The sequence below is a fragment of the Roseovarius sp. BRH_c41 genome, from assembly GCF_000961715.1.
Classification (GTDB): Bacteria; Pseudomonadota; Alphaproteobacteria; order Rhodobacterales; family Rhodobacteraceae; genus Roseovarius.
In genome coordinates, this window is record NZ_LADY01000026.1 from 71,150 (window position 1) to 88,274 (window position 17,125).

General features: G+C 62.3%; 13 protein-coding genes and 1 tRNA gene. 10 read left to right on the forward strand and 4 right to left on the reverse strand.

All coding sequences use genetic code 11. The annotated features are described in order from the left end of the window. Nucleotides 1-67: 67 nt before the first annotated feature. A complete protein-coding gene (gene acnA / locus VR71_RS08850; protein ID WP_045683074.1) occupies nt 68-2,830 on the reverse strand; it encodes an aconitate hydratase AcnA in 2,763 nt (920 codons plus the stop codon). 247 nt (nt 2,831-3,077) lie between these two features. Between acnA and VR71_RS08855 the strand changes: the two genes are divergently transcribed. After that, complete coding sequence (locus VR71_RS08855; protein ID WP_045683075.1) at nt 3,078-3,797, forward strand: thioredoxin family protein; 720 nt, start codon at nt 3,078-3,080, stop codon at nt 3,795-3,797. A 64-nt stretch (nt 3,798-3,861) separates the two neighbouring features. On the opposite strand, the gene moaA is transcribed toward VR71_RS08855, so the two are convergent. After that, nucleotides 3,862-4,869, reverse strand: coding sequence for a GTP 3',8-cyclase MoaA (moaA, locus tag VR71_RS08860; RefSeq protein WP_045683076.1), 1,008 nt, complete (start codon nt 4,867-4,869; stop codon nt 3,862-3,864). An 85-nt stretch (nt 4,870-4,954) separates the two neighbouring features. Here moaA and VR71_RS08865 point away from each other — a divergent pair, with 85 nt between their 5' ends. From VR71_RS08865 to VR71_RS08875, 3 genes are all read left to right on the forward strand, one after another. Continuing rightward, entirely contained in the window at nt 4,955-5,407 is a 453-nt protein-coding gene (locus VR71_RS08865) for a hypothetical protein (RefSeq protein ID WP_045683077.1), read from the forward strand. Between the two features lie 75 nt (nt 5,408-5,482). Next, entirely contained in the window at nt 5,483-6,148 is a 666-nt protein-coding gene (locus tag VR71_RS08870) for an HAD-IA family hydrolase (RefSeq protein WP_009819157.1), read from the forward strand. 90 nt (nt 6,149-6,238) lie between these two features. Beyond that, nucleotides 6,239-7,435: a DegT/DnrJ/EryC1/StrS family aminotransferase gene (locus VR71_RS08875; protein WP_045683256.1), complete on the forward strand. Its 1,197-nt coding sequence runs from the start codon at nt 6,239-6,241 to the stop codon at nt 7,433-7,435. Between the two features lie 245 nt (nt 7,436-7,680). Here VR71_RS08875 and VR71_RS08880 read toward each other — a convergent pair whose 3' ends face one another. Next, nucleotides 7,681-9,069 carry a M20/M25/M40 family metallo-hydrolase gene (locus tag VR71_RS08880; protein WP_045683083.1) on the reverse strand — a complete coding sequence of 463 codons (1,389 nt, stop codon included), beginning with the start codon at nt 9,067-9,069 and terminating at the stop codon, nt 7,681-7,683. Nucleotides 9,070-9,302: 233 nt separating this feature from the next. Here VR71_RS08880 and hemA point away from each other — a divergent pair, with 233 nt between their 5' ends. The 4 genes from hemA to eno all read left to right on the forward strand — a co-directional run bounded on the left by hemA (nt 9,303) and on the right by eno (nt 14,475). After that, on the forward strand, nt 9,303-10,532 hold the full coding sequence (gene hemA, locus VR71_RS08885; RefSeq protein ID WP_045683089.1) for a 5-aminolevulinate synthase: 1,230 nt from the start codon (nt 9,303-9,305) through the stop codon (nt 10,530-10,532). Between the two features lie 116 nt (nt 10,533-10,648). Then, entirely contained in the window at nt 10,649-11,902 is a 1,254-nt protein-coding gene (locus VR71_RS08890) for a helix-turn-helix domain-containing protein (RefSeq protein ID WP_045683091.1), read from the forward strand. 90 nt (nt 11,903-11,992) lie between these two features. After that, nucleotides 11,993-13,120 (forward strand): flavodoxin-dependent (E)-4-hydroxy-3-methylbut-2-enyl-diphosphate synthase, encoded by a 1,128-nt coding sequence (ispG, locus tag VR71_RS08895; RefSeq protein WP_045683096.1) that lies wholly within the window; start codon nt 11,993-11,995, stop codon nt 13,118-13,120. Between the two features lie 80 nt (nt 13,121-13,200). Further along, on the forward strand, nt 13,201-14,475 hold the full coding sequence (eno, locus tag VR71_RS08900) for a phosphopyruvate hydratase (protein ID WP_045683098.1): 1,275 nt from the start codon (nt 13,201-13,203) through the stop codon (nt 14,473-14,475). Nucleotides 14,476-14,722: 247 nt separating this feature from the next. On the opposite strand, the gene VR71_RS08905 is transcribed toward eno, so the two are convergent. Then, nucleotides 14,723-14,796: transfer RNA gene (locus tag VR71_RS08905), tRNA-Cys, on the reverse strand. Nucleotides 14,797-14,967: 171 nt separating this feature from the next. Here VR71_RS08905 and VR71_RS08910 point away from each other — a divergent pair. Both VR71_RS08910 and VR71_RS08915 read left to right on the forward strand, forming a co-directional pair. Continuing rightward, entirely contained in the window at nt 14,968-15,621 is a 654-nt protein-coding gene (locus tag VR71_RS08910) for a protein-L-isoaspartate O-methyltransferase (RefSeq protein WP_045683100.1), read from the forward strand. A 37-nt stretch (nt 15,622-15,658) separates the two neighbouring features. After that, the gene (locus VR71_RS08915) at nt 15,659-17,065 is read left to right on the forward strand and encodes a TolC family outer membrane protein (protein ID WP_009819149.1); all 1,407 of its coding nucleotides are present in this window, start codon (nt 15,659-15,661) and stop codon (nt 17,063-17,065) included. Nucleotides 17,066-17,125 lie beyond the last annotated feature (60 nt).

Sequence of the window (17,125 nt, forward strand, 5' to 3'; positions counted from 1 at the left end):
CCTGCGCAGGAAATGAAAAAGGCGGCCCGTATGCGGGGCCGCCCTGTCGATGATGCCGTGGACTGGATCAGGCCACGGATTTGGCGAGGTTGCGCAGCACGTAATGCAGGACACCGCCATGTTCGATATATTCGATCTCGATCGCGGTATCGATCCGGCATTTGAGCGTGATCGTCTTGGTCGAGCCATCGGCATAGGTGATGGTGCAGGGCACCTCTTGCAACGGTTTGATCGTGTCGAGGCCCGAGATGGCCACGGTTTCATCGCCGGTAAGGTCCAGCGTCTTGCGCGTGTCACCGCCGGTGAACTCGAACGGGATCACGCCCATGCCCACGAGGTTGGAGCGGTGGATACGCTCAAAGCTCTCGGCGATCACGGCCTTGACGCCCAGAAGCGCCGTGCCCTTGGCCGCCCAGTCGCGCGAAGAGCCCGCGCCATACTGCTCGCCGCCAAAGATCACCAGAGGCGTGCCTGCCTCTTGATAGGCCATGGACGCATCAAAGATCGACGTCTGCGCGCCGTCCGGCCCCTTGGTGTAGCCGCCCTCGACGCCTCCGGTTTCATTGGCCAGCATCTCGTTGCGGATGCGGATATTGGCGAAGGTGCCGCGCATCATCACCTCGTGGTTGCCGCGCCGCGATCCGTAGGAGTTGAACTCGCGCACGGGCACCTGACGCTCGGTCAGGTACTTGCCAGCGGGGGTGCTGTCCTTGAAAGAGCCAGCGGGCGAGATGTGGTCTGTGGTGACCATATCCCCCAAGAGCGCCAGAACGCGTGCGCCCGAGATGTTGGAGATCGTGCCCGGCTCTTTGGCCATGCCTTTGAAATAGGGGGGATTTTGCACATATGTCGATTGCGCGGGCCAATCATAGGTCTCGCCTTCGGAGGTCTCAACGGCTTGCCACATTTCGTCGCCTTTGAAGACATCGGCATATTTCGACTGGAACGCCTCGCGCGTCACCGTGCGTTCCACCAGATCCGCGATCTCTTTCTGGCTCGGCCAGATGTCCTTGAGATGGACCGGGTTGCCGTCCCGGTCGGTGCCCAGCGGCTCGGTCGACAGGTCGATGTTCATGTCGCCCGCGATGGCATAGGCCACAACAAGGGGCGGCGAGGCGAGGTAGTTGGCGCGCACGTCGGGGGAAATGCGACCCTCGAAATTGCGGTTGCCCGACAGCACGGAGGTGGCCATCAGGTCGCCTTCGGCAATCGCCTCGGAGATTTCCTTTTGCAGCGGGCCGGAGTTGCCGATGCAGGTGGTGCAGCCATAGCCCACGAGGTTGAAGCCGATGGCATCGAGATCCTCTTGCAACCCGGCGGCCTCGAGATAGGCGGAGACCACTTGAGAGCCGGGGGCGAGCGAGGTTTTGACCCAAGGCTTGCGGTTGAGGCCGAGGGCGCGCGCCTTGCGGGCGACGAGACCGGCACCGATCATCACATAGGGGTTCGAGGTGTTGGTGCAGGAGGTGATCGAGGCGATCACCACAGAGCCGTCGCGGATCGTGTAATCCTCACCCGTGACCTTGACCGATTTGCGCGGGTCGGAGGCCACGGCGGTGGCCGGTCCCTCGGCGGCCATGTCTGTGGCGGCGGGGCTGGTATCCTTGCCCCGGTATTCGGAGACAACATCAAGGAAGGCCGCCGCGGATTTGTCGAGGGTGACGTAATCCTGCGGGCGTTTCGGACCGGAGATGGCGGGCACGATGGTGCCCATATCGAGGCTGAGCGTATCGGTATAGACCGGCGCGTAATCGGCACCGCGCCAGAAACCGTTGGTCTTGGCATAGGCCTCGACCAATTGCACGCGGGCCTCATCGCGGCCGGTGTTGCGCAGGTAGCGCAGGGTCTCGTCGTCGATCGGGAAGAAGCCGCAAGTGGCGCCGTATTCGGGGGCCATGTTGGCGATTGTGGCGCGATCCGCCAGCGGCAGGTGATCGAGACCGGCACCGTAGAATTCGACGAATTTGCCGACAACGCCCTTTTTGCGCAGCATTTCGACGACTTTGAGCACAAGGTCTGTGCCGGTCGTGCCCTCGATCATCCGGCCGGTCAGCTCAAAGCCGACAACCTCTGGGATGAGCATCGAAATCGGTTGCCCCAGCATCGCGGCCTCGGCCTCGATCCCGCCCACGCCCCAGCCAAGCACGGCCATGCCGTTGACCATGGTGGTGTGGCTGTCGGTGCCGACGAGCGTATCCGGGTAGGCCACGACCTCGCCATTCTGGTCGGTGTCGGTCCAGACGGTTTGGGCGAGATATTCGAGATTGACCTGATGGCAGATGCCGGTGCCTGGCGGCACGACGCGGAAGTTGTTGAACGCACCCTGGCCCCATTTCAGGAATTGGTAGCGCTCCATGTTCCGCTCGTATTCGCGGTCGACGTTCATCTGGAAGGCGCGGGGATTGCCGAATTCGTCGATCATCACCGAGTGGTCGATGACGAGATCGACGGGATTGAGCGGGTTGATCTGCTGGGCGTCCCCACCCAGGGCCTTGATCCCGTCGCGCATGGCGGCGAGATCGACGACGGCCGGCACTCCGGTGAAATCCTGCATCAGCACGCGGGCCGGGCGATAGGCCAGTTCGCGGTTGGCGCGGCCACCGTTTTCAGCCCAGTCTGAGAAGGCGCGGATGTCGTCGAGTGAGACGGTCTTGGCATCCTCGAACCGCAGCATGTTTTCCAGCACGACCTTGAGGGCGGCGGGCAGGCGCGAGAAATCGCCTAGTCCGGCCTCTTCGGCGGCGGCGATCGAGTAATAGGCGACCGACTGGTCACCGACGGTGAGGGTCTTGCGGGTCTTGGCGCTGTCTTGTCCGACACTGATGGGCATGGGGCCGTCCTTTCATGGTCGAGGCTGGATCACTTGCCCCTGCTTCTGACCGATTTGAAACGCTCGATCAAGAGGGGTGAAGATAGATTTGTATACTATTGCACACAATTGATGGTTATTTCAAGAAATCACGTCCGACTCTCGAAACGTTGATTGGTTATTGCAGGGCACGCGACCTAGATACGAGCGGTGAGCGATATGATACAGTCGCGGTGTGACAGGGCAGATCCAACGGGAAGCAGACGTTATGCGACAGATGGCAGCGAGCGTGGTCGCGGGGCTTTTGTGCCTTTGGGCGGCGCAGGGCGGGGCGCAGGAGCGACCCGATCCTGACAGACCTGTGGTGGTGGAGCTTTTCACGTCGCAGGGATGCGCCTCTTGTCCGCCGGCAGATGCGTTTTTTCTTGAACTGGTGGCGCGGGAGGATGTGGTCGCACTGTCGCTGCATGTGGATTACTGGGATTACATCGGCTGGACGGACAGTTTTGGCAGTCCGGACAATAGCGCGCGGCAGCGCGGGTATGCCAAGACCGCGGAGCGCAAGATGGTCTATACGCCGCAGATGATCATCAATGGTGAGGATCATGTTGTGGGCACGCGGCTCAAGGATGTGTCCGATCTGATCGAAAAGCACCGGGCGCAGGCGACGAATGGCATAGATGTCGAGGTCACGCGCGATGAGAAACGGGTGCAGATCCGCGCCACCGCCGACCCGGCGCGCGCCATGCCGCTGATGGTGCAATTGGTGCGCTACATTCCGAAGGAAACCGTTGCGATCGAGCGGGGTGAAAATGCAGGCCAAACAATCACCTATGCCAATATTGTGACCGAGATGACGCCTCTGACCGTCTGGGACAGCCGCGAACCGCTGGAGTTGGATGTGGAATTGGCGCGCGAGGACAATGCGGTGGTTCTGCTGCAATACCTGGATCATGGGACGATCGAGGCCGTGGCGCATCTCCGGTGAGCGCGCGGCGGATCGCCCCGTCTGATTTGAGTATTTCCGGAACGATGAGACGCACGGGCGGGCATCAGCCGCCAGTGTGGCTCATGTGGCGCGAGACGCGGCCATCCACGGTCTGACGGGAATAGTCGAAATCATGGCCTTTGGGTTTGCGCGTGATGGCGGCGCGAATCGCCTCTTGGAGCAGGACATCGCTGCCGGGATTGTTGCGCAGGGGCGCGCGCAGGTCGGCCATATCCTCTTGACCCAGGCACATGTAAAGCTCGCCGGTGCAGGTGAGGCGCACGCGGTTGCAGCTTTCGCAGAAATTATGCGTGAGCGGCGTGATGAAACCGATTTTCTGCCCCGTTTCCTCGATCCGCACATAGCGGGCGGGGCCGCCCGTGCGCTCGGGCAAATCGGTGAGCGTGAAGCGCTCGCGCAGGCGGGTGCGCAGGTCCGAGAGTTTCCAGTATTGGTCGAGCCGGTCCTCATTGCCGATGTCGCCCATCGGCATGACTTCGATGAAGGTGAGATCCATGTCGCGGGAGGCGCACCACTCGGTCAGGGTGAAGAGCTCGTCCTCGTTGAAGCCTTTGAGCGCGACGGTATTGATCTTGACGCGCAGCCCGGCGTTCTGGGCCGCGTCAATCCCTTTGAGCACCTGCGGCAGGCGACCCCAACGGGTGATATCGGCGAATTTCTGATCATCGAGCGTGTCGAGCGAGATATTCACCCGGCGCACGCCAGCGGCAAAGAGATCGCCTGCGAAGCGTTCCATCTGGCTGCCGTTGGTGGTGAGGGTCAGTTCCTTGAGCGCGCCCGTTTCCAAATGGCGTGTCATGGCGTCAAAGAAGGTCATGATGCCCTTGCGCACCAGCGGTTCTCCGCCGGTGATGCGCAGTTTCTCGACGCCCATGCGGATGAAGGTCGAGCACATGCGGTCCAATTCCTCCAGCGTGAGCAATTCACGCTTGGGCAGGAAGGTCATGTTCTCGGACATGCAATAGACGCAGCGGAAATCGCAGCGGTCTGTCACGGAGACGCGCAGGTAGGAGATGGCGCGCTGGAACGGGTCTATCAGAGGTGCTGTCATGGCGTAAATCTAGGCGGGGGGGCGAGGCGGGGCAAGGGACAACTTGGCCGTTGAAGGGGCAAGTTCAGGCGGGTAGGGTGGACATATGAGATATTTGGCCATGATCTTGGGAGTTTTGGGCGTGGCAGGCGGCGTGGCAGGCTGTGCGCAGGTGGACCGGGTGTTCGCGCCGCGCGCGGTGCCTGTGCCCGAAGCGGTGGCGCCGATGACCCCTGAAACGCTGGACGCAACGACGCCCGCCGAGCGCAAGGCGGCGCGCGTCGAGGCCGCGACTGCGCCGGCGGGGGCGCTGGGAACAACCGTGGCCTCGCTTGGGTCGCCCGCTGAGCCGGGGCTCTGGCTCAAGACGCCTTTGGTCGATGCACCGGGGCGGGGTCGGGTGGATTATGCCGCGACCGGGCAGTCGGTGGCGGTGGACCTCATTCCGCTAGAGGCGGAGCGGGGGGCGGGCAGCCAATTGTCGCTGGCGGGGTTCCGGGCTGTGGGGGCGGCGCTGACGGCGCTACCAGAACTGCGGGTTTACCGGCTGGCAGACTAAGCCTGCGCGTCTTTTCCTTTGTATTTCGGGCAGGGTCGCTCTATCCGCTGGCGAGAGGCGGATAGGGGGCAGGGCATGCGCACGGTTGTTTTCGATCTGGATGGGACGCTGGCCGATACCAGCGGCGATTTGCTGGCGGCGGCCAATGCCTGTTTTCGGGATATGGGCGCGGGCGATCTCTTGACGCTGGAGACCGATACTGGCGTCGCGCTGCGCGGGGGGCGTGCAATGCTGCGGCTGGGGATGGAGCGGTTGGGGCGGGCCGGGGACGAGGCCACGATCGACCGCTATTACCCGGTGCTGCTGGAGGCCTATGCCGAGGCGATTGATGTGCATACCGTGCTCTATCCCGGCGCGATGGCGGCGGTGGCGCAGTTGAGCGGAGATGGCTACCGCGTGGCGGTCTGCACCAACAAGCCCGAGGGTCTGGCGCGTATCCTCTTGGAGCGGTTGGGGGTGTTGGGGGCGTTTCAGGCGCTGACCGGCGCCGATACGCTGGCGGTGCGCAAGCCGGACCCGGAGCATCTGCGCGAAACCGTGCGGCGGGCGGGGGGTGACCCAAACCGCGCCCTGATGGTGGGGGATACGGTCACGGATCACGAGACCGCGCGGGCGGCGGGCGTGCCGTCGGTCCTGGTGGGGTTCGGCCCCGGCGGGGCGGCGGTGGCGGCGCTGAATCCCGAGGCGGTGATCGGGCATTACGACGAGTTGCCCGGCGTTGTGCGGCGTCTTATCGGCTGAGCCGCAGGGCGGTTTCGGGTTTTCTGAAGGAAGCCGGGGACACGCCGCAAAACCATTGACGAGGGCGGGGGAGCGCCCCAAAACATGGGTATGACAGAGAGATTCACAGGCAATTTCACGCAACAGGAGCCGATCCCCGAAGAGGGGATTGCGGCGGCGCTCGAGGTGCTGCGCTCGGGCCGGTTGCATCGGTATAACCTCGTGGGTGAGGAGGCGGGCGAGGTGGCGGCGCTGGAGCGCGAGTTCGCCGCCTATACCGGCGCGCGCTATGCGCTGGCGGTCACATCGGGCGGCTATGCGATGGCCACGGCGCTGCGGGCCTTGGGCGTGGGGCCGGGGGACAGGGTGCTTACCAATGCCTTTACGCTCGCGCCTGTGCCGGGGTCGATTGCCAGCGTGGGGGCGGTGCCGGTTTTCGTGGGTGTGACCGAGGCGCTGACGATTGATCTGGAGGATCTGGCGGCCAAGGTGGATCAGGCGCAGGTCCTGATGCTGAGCCATATGCGCGGGCATCTGGCGGATATGGATGCGCTCATGGCGATTTGCGATGCGGCCGGTGTGACGGTGATCGAGGATTGCGCGCATACGATGGGGGCGGCGTGGCGCGGTATCCCCTCGGGACGCTGGGGCAAGATCGGGTGCTATTCCACCCAGACCTACAAGCATATGAATTCCGGCGAGGGCGGGTTTCTGATCACGGATGATGACGAGGTGATGGCGCGGGCGGTGATGCTGTCAGGGTCCTATATGCTCTATGGCAAGCATGGCACGGTGCCTGCCCCCGAGGTTTTTGAGCGGGTGAAATATGACACGCCCAATGTTTCAGGGCGGATGGATCATCTGCGCGCGGCGATATTGCGGCCGCAATTGCGGGCTCTGGGCGCGCAGTGCGAGAAGTGGAATGCGCGCTACCGCGTGGTTGAGGATGGCTTGCGCGGCACGCCGGGGTTGACGGTGGTGGAGCGGGCCGAGGCGGAGCGCTATGTGGGATCGTCCATTCAGTTCCTGTTGCTGGACTGGGACGGGGGGCGGATTGCGGATGTGTTGAAGCGGTGCCTCACGCGCGGGGTGGAGTTGAAGTGGTTTGGTGGGGCGGAGCCGGTGGGATTCACCAGCCGCTATGACAGTTGGCGCTATGCGCCGTCTGCGCCGATGCCCGCGAGCGACCGGATTTTGCGTGGGATTGTCGATATGCGCCTGCCGCTGACCTTTAGCCTCGAGGATTGCGCACAGATTGCGCGGATCATCCGGGCCGAGGTGGGGGCGGTGTATCAGGCGCAGGTGTGAGGGGGCGTTCCGTCCAGAATGGACGTTAGCCCGAAACGCTGAGCCGTGCGGTCGCTGGGCCGGGGACTAGCGAAGCCACGGAAATGGCTACCTCTTTATGCCAGCAAAGTCCGTATGCCCCCTCAGAGAAGCACTCCCTTTCCAAATCGCTAGGCCGCGGGACGGTCCAGCGATCCGCGCGGCGGGCTTCGCCCTTGATTCCGCGCGGGGCGATTGGGGCCAAGGGCATCTCGGTGCCAGCCCGGTTATTTTGCCAGCGCATCCAGCACCCGCGCCCAGCTTCGGATGCCTTTGTGAAAGCTCTGGACGTTGTATTTCTCATTTGGGGAATGGATGGCGTCATCCTCTTGGGCAAAGCCGATGAGCATGGCGTCGAGGCCGAGCACCTCTTTGAAAAACCCGGCGATGGGGATGGATCCGCCCATGCCGGTAAAGACCGCTTCGCGCGCCCATTCGTCGGAGAGCGCCTGACGGGCGGCCTCGAATTCGGGGCGGTTGATGTTCATCACTGCGGCGGGTGAGCCGTCAAGATCCTGATTCCAGGTGATTTTGGCATCGGGCGAGAGGCGATCCTCGACGTGTTTGCGGACCTTTTTGCGCAACTTGTCTGGGTCCATGTCGCCAACAAGGCGGCAGGTCAGTTTGCAATGCGCCTCTGATGGGATCACCGTTTTGGTGCCCGCGCCCTGATAGCCACCCCATAGCCCGTTGATTTCCAGCGTTGGGCGCGCCCATTGCTGGACGAGGGTGGAATAGCCCTCTTCGCCATGCGCACGGGTCATGCCGACGGACGAGAGATACTCGTGTTCGTCAAAGCCGCAGCTTTCCCATTGGCGCAGGAGGTCGGCGGGCACCTCATGGACGCCTTCATAGAAGCCCTCGACCGCGACGCGGCCCGTATCGTCATGGAAGGAGGCGATGAGGCGCGAGAGTTCGCGCAAAGGGTTGAGGGCGGGGCCCCCATAATGGCCGGAGTGCAGGTCGATGCGCGGGCCATGAATGGTGAATTCGTCCTTGAGCATGCCGCGCAGTTGCGAGGCGATGGAGGGCACGCCGGGGGCCACCATGGAGGTGTCGCAGATCAGCGCCAGATCGGCGGAAAGCTCGGCGGCATTCTCGCGCATGAAGGGGATGAGCGAGGGTGAGCCTGATTCTTCTTCGCCTTCGAAAAAGAAGGTGATGCGGCAGGGCAGGGTGCCGGTCACGTCCCGATAGGCGCGGCAGGCCTCAACAAAGGTCATGAGCTGGCCCTTGTCATCTGACGACCCGCGCGCGCGGATCACTTTTCCGTGCGGCGTGTCCTGAATTTCGGGGGCGAAGGGATCGGTGTGCCAGAGCGCCAGAGGATCGACCGGCTGGACATCGTAATGGCCGTAAAAGAGCAGGTGCGGTCCGGTGCCACCGGAGGGGCCATCGACATGGCCCACCACCATTGCGCGGCCCGGCGTCGCGCGCTTTTCTGCTGTGACGCCAAGAGCTTGCAGCTCTGCAACCAGCCAATCGGCGGCGGCGTCACACTCGCCGGCATAGGCCGGATCAGTGGAGATCGAGGGGATGCGGAGCAGGCCCATGAGCCGGTCGAGGGCGCTGGGCAATTGGTCGTCGATGCGGGAGAGAACGGCGGAAAGCGACATGACTGGCCTTTGGGTTTTGACTATGGATTGTGGCGAGGGTATCAGGCCGGGCGGCACTGTCCAGTGACTTGACCCAAGTCAAGGAAGAGGGGAGCGGCAATTTGTAACCTGTTGTCTCAGAGGGTAGGATTATATATCCATTCTAAATGTTGAATAAGTGGCACAGGATTTGCCACCAAGACCCGAAAGGCGGCTGGCACCGCTCGCCGGTACCGATCAGGAAGGAACAGCCAGTGGATTACACAGCCAAGCTGGATCAAGCGATTGACCGTCTGCATCAGGAAGGTCGCTATCGGACCTTTATTGATATCGAGCGCCGCAACGGCAATTTCCCGCATGCGATCTGGCACAAGCCCGACGGGGTGGAGCAGCCGATCACGGTCTGGTGTGGCAATGACTATCTGGGCATGGGACAGCACCCGGCTGTGCTGGCGGCGATGCATGAGGCGCTTGATGCCACGGGTGCCGGGTCTGGCGGCACGCGCAACATTTCCGGCACCACGGTTTATCATAAGCGGCTGGAGGCGGAACTTGCCGATCTGCATGGCAAGGAATCGGCGCTGCTCTTTACCAGCGCCTATATCGCCAATGACGCGACGCTGAGCACGCTGCCCAAGCTCTTTCCGGGGCTGATCATCTATTCCGACGCGCTCAACCATGCCAGCATGATCGAAGGTGTGCGCCGCAATGGCGGGGCCAAGCGGATTTTCCGGCACAATGATGTCGAACATCTGCGCGAATTGCTGGCCGCCGATGACCCAACAGCACCCAAGCTGATTGCCTTTGAGAGCGTCTATTCGATGGATGGCGATTTTGGTCCGATCGAGGCGATTTGTGATCTGGCGGATGAGTTTGGCGCGCTGACCTATATCGACGAGGTGCATGCGGTGGGCATGTATGGCGCGCGCGGGGCAGGGATTTGCGAACGCGACCGGCTGATGCACCGTCTCGACATCATCAACGGCACGCTCGCCAAGGCCTACGGTGTGATGGGTGGCTATATCGCGACCTCGGCTAAAATGTGCGACGCAGTAAGGAGTTATGCTCCGGGATTCATCTTTTCGACATCGCTGGCACCGGCCCTGGCGGCGGGGGCGACGGCATCGGTTGCCTTGCTCAAGACCTCTGAGGGACAAAAGCTGCGCGTGCAGCATCAGACGCAGGCGACCATCCTCAAGACCCGGCTCAAGGGCATGGGGCTCCCGATGATCGACCACGGCAGCCACATCGTGCCCGTGATCGTCGGAGACCCGGTCCACACCAAGAAGTTGAGCGATATGCTTTTGGAAGGCTATGGCATTTATGTGCAGCCGATCAATTTTCCGACCGTTCCGCGCGGCACCGAGCGGCTGCGCTTTACGCCCTCGCCGGTGCATGGGCCCAAGGAGATGGATGCATTGGTGCGTGCGATGGATGAATTGTGGAGTCATTGTGCGCTGAATCGCGCCGAATTGGCCGGCTAGTCTCTCTGCGCGTGCATTATACCTTGCCTTGTGTTACCGTCTGATGAAGAAAAGTTCTGAGTTCGAATCGGGACATTCGGGCAGTTGGGCAAAAGACTCGAGAGGCAGGGACCCGCATGATTGGGCGGCGATTTTCGCGAAAGGCCGACGTGGAAGAGGTTGAGGCCCGTGGCTTTGACGCTTTTGATTTGCGCCTTGGCGATCTGATGCGCGGTGAGCGCGCGACGCTCGGAAAATCCCTGTTGGATGTGGAACGTGAGTTGCGGATCAAGGCCAATTACGTGGCTGCGATCGAGAATTGCGAGCCATCGGCCTTTGATACCCCCGGTTTCATTCCCGGCTACGTGCGGTCCTACGCGCGCTATCTCGGTATGGATCCGGATCAGGCGTTCAAGACATTTTGTCTTGAGTCCGGCTTTTCCATTGCTCATGGCATGTCGGCGGAGGCGTCTTCGATCCGCAAGCCGGGTCCGTCCAAGCAACGCAAGGCGGCGCTACAAGATCCGCTGATGTCCCCAAACACCCCGTTTCTGCCAGCCTCCGAAAGCTTTTTGTCACGCATCGAGCCGGGGGCGATTGGATCTGCTCTGGTACTGGTCGCGTTGATCGGCGCTATTGGCTATGGCGGGTGGAGCGTGTTGCGTCAGGTGCAACAGGTGCAACTTGCCCCGGTCGAAAATACGCCGGTGGTCTTGGCCGATCTTGACCCGCTGAGCGGCGCCACTGTGATCCCCGGCGATGTACCCCAAGGCGAGGATGCCGCATCAGGTGTGTTTCAGCCGCCACGCGATGAACGGTTGAGCCGCCTCTATCGCCCCAAGGCGCTGGATGTGCCGGTGATGGTGGCGCGGGATGCGCCGATTTCCACGCTGGACCCGCGCGACGTGGGGACCTTGAGTCCGGTTGCACCGAATGCGGATCGTGACAGCGGTATCGCGCTTGCGCTGAATGAGGCGCAAGGGTTTGAACCGCTTGGCGATGAGCTCCCCGGCCCGAACCGTCCACAGGTTGTGGCCGATACGATGGCGGCTGTGCAAATGGTCGCAGTACGCCCGGCTTGGGTGCGGGTGCGGGCCGCCGATGGCAGTGTGATCTTTGAGGGCATTCTGAACGCGGGTGACACCTATCCGGTGCCTGCGACAGAAGAGCCGCCGACCTTGCGGGTAGGCGAATCGGGAGCTGTTTATTTCGCGGTGAACGGCGCGCATTACGGCCCCGCAGGAGAACGGGGCGCTGTGACCTCTGGTCTGGCCTTGACTGCGGAAGAATTGACCGGACGCTATGCGCTGGCCAATATCGAGGCGGATCAGGATCTGATGCGCTATGTCGCAGAGGCGCAGATTGCGCCAGAGGCTGCACCGCTGCAATAAGCGGCAATCAGCGTCGCGCGATTGCCCCGACCCCCCTGTCGTATTATCTAGGGGTAACGGTCACTCTCAGATGAAACGGGGCAAGACGCGATGTCGCTCAACCATATCCGCCCGTGGCGCAATATTTATCGCCGCAAATCCCGTCAGATCATGGTGGGCAACGTGCCCGTGGGCGGCGATGCGCCCATCACGGTTCAGACCATGACCAACACCCTGACCACCGATGTGGCGGGCACGGTGGCACAGGTGCAGGCGGCGGCAGAGGCGGGGGCGGATATTGTCCGGGTCTCGGTGCCCGATGAGGCGAGTGCGAAGGCGCTCAAGGATATCGTGCGCGAAAGCCCGGTGCCGATCGTGGCAGATATTCATTTCCATTATAAGCGCGGGATCGAGGCCGCCGAGGCGGGGGCCGCCTGTTTGCGGATCAATCCGGGCAATATCGGCGATGAGCGCCGCGTGCGCGAGGTGATTGCGGCGGCGCGGGATCATGGCTGTTCGATGCGGATCGGCGTCAATGCCGGGTCATTGGAAAAGCATCTCTTGGATAAATACGGCGAGCCTTGCCCCGATGCGATGGTCGAGAGCGGTTTGGAGCATATCCGTATTCTGCAAGACAATGATTTCCACGAATTCAAGATCAGTGTGAAAGCGTCGGATGTCTTCATGGCCGCCGCCGCCTATCAGCAATTGGCCGAGGCCACCGATGCGCCGATCCATCTGGGGATCACCGAGGCGGGTGGCCTCATGTCCGGCACGATCAAGAGCGCGATTGGTCTGGGCAACCTGTTGTGGATGGGGATTGGCGATACGATCCGGGTGAGCCTGAGCGCCGATCCGGTGGAAGAGGTCAAGGTTGGCTATGAAATCCTGAAATCGCTGGGCCTGCGGCATCGCGGGGTGAATATCATCTCTTGCCCCTCTTGCGCGCGGCAGGGGTTTGACGTGATCCGCACGGTCGAGGCGCTGGAAAAGCGGCTGGAGCATATCAAGACGCCAATGAGCCTGAGCATCATCGGCTGTGTGGTCAATGGCCCCGGCGAGGCGCTGATGACCGATGTCGGCTTTACCGGCGGCGGGGCAGGCAATGGCATGGTCTATCTGGCGGGCAAGCAGAGCCACCGGATGGATAACGTCCAGATGATCGACCACATCGTCGAACAGGTCGAGCGGCGGGCGGCGGAGATCGAGGCGGAGACGGCGGCGCAGGCGGCGGAGTAGCGCGGGCTTTGCCGCGTTTGCAAAGCGCGGAAAACTTGCTAAGGCAGGCGCGAGCCAATTCCAGCAAAGGATTCCCCGCTATGAGCAGCATCATCGACATTCACGCCCGCGAAATTCTGGACAGCCGGGGCAATCCCACGGTTGAGGTCGATGTGACGCTGGAGGACGGCACCATGGGCCGCGCGGCGGTGCCGTCGGGCGCGTCTACGGGCGCGCATGAGGCCGTCGAGCGGCGCGATGGTGACACGGCGCGCTACATGGGCAAGGGCGTGCTGGCGGCTGTGGCCGCCGTCAATGGCGAGATCGCCGAGGCGCTGGCGGGTATGGATGCGACCGAGCAGGTCTCGCTCGACATGGCGATGATCGAGCTCGACGGCACGCCCAACAAGGCGCGGCTCGGGGCCAATGCGATCCTCGGCGTGAGCCTGGCCTGCGCCAAAGCGGCGGCGGATTTTTCCGGCCAACCGCTCTATCGCTATGTCGGTGGCACCTCGGCCCGCGTGCTGCCGGTGCCGATGATGAACATCATCAACGGCGGCGAGCATGCCGACAACCCCATTGATATTCAGGAATTCATGATCCTGCCGGTGGCGGCGGAGAATATTCGCGATGCCGTGCGCATGGGGTCGGAGGTGTTTCACACGCTGAAAAAGGAACTGTCGGCGGCGGGTCTGGCGACCGGCGTGGGCGATGAGGGCGGCTTTGCCCCCAACCTGTCCTCGACGCGCGATGCGCTGAATTTCATTCTGAAGTCGATCGAGAAGGCCGGGTATCGCCCCGGCGAGGAAATTTACCTTGGTCTCGATTGCGCTGCGACCGAATATTACAAAGGTGGCAAATATGAAATTTCAGGCGAGGGTCTGAGCCTGAGCAGCGCCGAAAATGTTGCATATCTGCAAGCGCTGGTGGCGGATTACCCGATTATTTCCATCGAGGATGGCATGGCCGAGGACGATTGGGATGGTTGGCGCGCCCTGACCGACGCGTTGGGCGACAAGGTGCAACTGGTGGGGGATGACCTCTTTGTCACCAACCCGGAACGTCTGGCGATGGGGATCGAGCGCGGGTGCGCCAATTCGATGCTGGTCAAGGTCAATCAGATCGGCACGCTGACCGAGACGCTGCAAGCGGTCGATATGGCGCATCGCGCGCGGATGACCAATGTGATGTCGCACCGCTCGGGCGAGACCGAGGATGCCACCATTGCCGATCTGGCCGTGGCCACCAATTGCGGGCAGATCAAGACCGGCAGTCTGGCGCGGTCGGACCGGTTGGCGAAATACAACCAGCTGATCCGCATCGAGGAAATGCTGGGCGAGACCGCGATTTACGCGGGACGAAGCATCCTGAAGTAAGTGGTCGCGCGGCATCTTCGGATGCCGTGCCCGCCCCTCTGGTGGCGTGATCCTGCAGGCGCGGCACCGGCAAGACAGGGCCGCGCGGGCGTCTCGGAGCGGTCTGTTGGAGGCGTGCCGGTTCTCTACCTCAACGGCCAGAGGTCATGGCGTCGAACCAGCCGTGCCGGATTAGTTGCGGCCTTATCCTGCCGACGGCGCCGCTATGGGGCAATCATGAAGAGGGGGCCAATGGTGAGGGGGCCAATGGAGGCGAGTAGGAGAATCGAACTCCTGTTCACGGATTTGCAATCCGCTGCGTCACCACTCCGCCAACTCGCCGCTCCAAGTGGTTGGGGTGAATTATATGATCGGGCGGGGCGGCGCAAGTGGGCAATGCGGTGTTTTGCATGGCCAGATTGCCCGAAGCGCATTGGACCTATTGCCGTTGCCGCCGGGTGGCTTCTGTGCGAAAACCTAAAGGATAGGATTCCGAACGCAAGAGTTTAGACCATGACAGACTATGCCGCGCGGCGCACGATGATGGTGGATACGCAAGTACGCCCGTCTGATGTGACCAAATTCCCGATCATCGACGCCATGCTCTCGGTCCCGCGCGAGGTGTTTGTACCGACCGCGTTGCGCGAGGCGGCCTATATGGGCGAGAACCTCGATCTGGGTGAGGGGCGGGTGATGCTCGATCCGCGCACGCTGGCCAAGATGTTGGACGCGCTGGAGATCGAGGGCGACGATCTGGTGCTCGATATCGGGCCGGCCTATGGGTATTCCGCAGCCGTGATTGCCCGCATGGCCGAAGCGGTTGTCGGGGTCGAGGACAAAGCGGCAATGGTCGAAGAGGCACAGCGCACTCTGTCCGAGCAAGGTGCCGACAATGTGGTGATGCATGAGGGGCCGCTTGCGGATGGTGCGCCGGAGCATGGACCCTACGACGTAATTACTGTGCAGGGTGCGGTTGCCCATCTGCCCGAGGCGTTGCTGGCGCAACTCAAGGACGGCGGGCGCATCGCCTGTCTGTTCATGGAGGGGGCCTTGGGTGTGGTGCGGATCGGTTACAAGATCGACGGTCAGATCAGTTGGCGTTACGCGTTCAATGCGGGCGCGCCGATCCTGCCCGGATTTGAAAGGCACGCGGCCTTTACCCTGTGACGGGACGGGCGCGGCAAAAAAAGAGAGAGTGCAGAGCATGAAAACAGGAAACGTGCGGGCCCTCGGCTTTGTGTTTGGACTGACGGTTCTGAGCGTCGTGCCGCTTGCGGTCCGAGCGGAGACCTTGGCTGACACGCTCAAGAGTGCCTATATCAACAGCGGCTTGTTGGACCAGAACCGTGCCTTGCTGCGGTCTGCCGATGAGGATGTGGCGCAGGCTGTGGCCAGCCTGCGGCCGATTATCGACTGGACCTCTGGGATCAGTCTTGATTCAAGTGATACGCGGTCTCAAACGATCAACCGCAATACGACCTCGACCTCGCTCAACCTTGGGATCACGGGGAGCCTGCTGCTCTATGATTTCGGACGCAGTGATTTTTTGACCGAGTCGGCCAAAGAGATCGTTCTTGCGACGCGACAGACCCTGATCAGCGTTGAGCAATTTGTGCTGCTGACCGGCGTGCAGGCCTATATGAACGTGATCCGCAATCAGGAGTTCGTGGCGCTGCGTCAGAACAACTTGCGGCTCTTGCGCGAAGAATTGCGGGCTGCGCAGGATCGCTTTGATGTGGGTGAAGTCACACGGACCGATGTGGCGCAGGCGGAGTCCGCCGTGGCACTGGCGCAGAGCGGGCTGGCGGCGGCGCAGGGCGACCTGACCAGCGCGATCGAGGAATTCCGCGAGGCGGTGGGGCGCGATCCGGGGCCTTTGCAAACACCGGGGGATTTGCCGCAACTTGGCGAGAATGTCGATGCCGCCAAGGCCGTGGCCGTGCGGCGTCATCCCGACATCTTGCAGGCGCAGCACAATGTTGCGGCTGCAGAGTTGAACATCCGGGCTGCCGAGGCCGCTTTGATGCCCACGGTGAACCTGACGGCGCGGATCGGAGCGTCTGAGGATCTGGATGGGCCCGACATGTCGCGCACCGGCAGCGTCGGGGTCGAATTGCGTGGTCCTATCTATCAGGGCGGGCGTTTGAATTCGGCTCAGCGTCAGGCAATGGCGCAGCGCGATTCGCAACTGGCGCAGCTGCATCTGGCCGGGCTTCAGGTGAAGCAGGACGTGGGCAACTCCTATGCCAATCTGCGCGCGGCGCGGGCAAGCCGCACCGCGAGCCGCGAGGCCGTGCGCGCCGCTCAGGTCGCCTTTGAGGGTACGCGCGAAGAGGCGACGTTGGGCGCGCGCACCACGCTGGACGTGCTGGATTCCGAACAGGATCTGCTGGATGCGCAGGCCAATCTGATTTCGGCCAATGCAGATGTGGTGATTGCGGCCTATTCGGTGTTGGCGTCGATTGGTGAATTGACGGCGCGGGATCTCAATCTGGGTGTGCAGACCTATGATCCAACCGCCTATTACAATCTGGTCAAGGATGCCCCGATCGCCATCAGCCCACAGGGTCGGAAACTCGACCGGGTGTTGCGGGCAATTGGAAAGAACTGAAAAGTTTTTGAATCGGTTGTGCGAGGTCGTCCTGAGGGGTAAACTGCCCTCAGGCAAGAG

Bases quoted from the DNA above. Each gene is read 5' to 3' on its own strand.
- ispG (WP_045683096.1), top strand. From the start codon at position 11,993: ATGTCGCTCAACCATATCCGCCCGTGGCGCAATATTTATCGCCGCAAA.
- acnA (WP_045683074.1), bottom strand. From the start codon at position 2,830: ATGCCCATCAGTGTCGGACAAGACAGCGCCAAGACCCGCAAGACCCTC.
- VR71_RS08890 (WP_045683091.1), top strand. From the start codon at position 10,649: ATGATTGGGCGGCGATTTTCGCGAAAGGCCGACGTGGAAGAGGTTGAG.
- VR71_RS08910 (WP_045683100.1), top strand. From the start codon at position 14,968: ATGACAGACTATGCCGCGCGGCGCACGATGATGGTGGATACGCAAGTA.
- eno (WP_045683098.1), top strand. From the start codon at position 13,201: ATGAGCAGCATCATCGACATTCACGCCCGCGAAATTCTGGACAGCCGG.
- VR71_RS08880 (WP_045683083.1), bottom strand. From the start codon at position 9,069: ATGTCGCTTTCCGCCGTTCTCTCCCGCATCGACGACCAATTGCCCAGC.
- moaA (WP_045683076.1), bottom strand. From the start codon at position 4,869: ATGACAGCACCTCTGATAGACCCGTTCCAGCGCGCCATCTCCTACCTG.
- VR71_RS08855 (WP_045683075.1), top strand. From the start codon at position 3,078: ATGCGACAGATGGCAGCGAGCGTGGTCGCGGGGCTTTTGTGCCTTTGG.
- VR71_RS08875 (WP_045683256.1), top strand. From the start codon at position 6,239: ATGACAGAGAGATTCACAGGCAATTTCACGCAACAGGAGCCGATCCCC.
- VR71_RS08915 (WP_009819149.1), top strand. From the start codon at position 15,659: ATGAAAACAGGAAACGTGCGGGCCCTCGGCTTTGTGTTTGGACTGACG.
- VR71_RS08870 (WP_009819157.1), top strand. From the start codon at position 5,483: ATGCGCACGGTTGTTTTCGATCTGGATGGGACGCTGGCCGATACCAGC.
- VR71_RS08865 (WP_045683077.1), top strand. From the start codon at position 4,955: ATGAGATATTTGGCCATGATCTTGGGAGTTTTGGGCGTGGCAGGCGGC.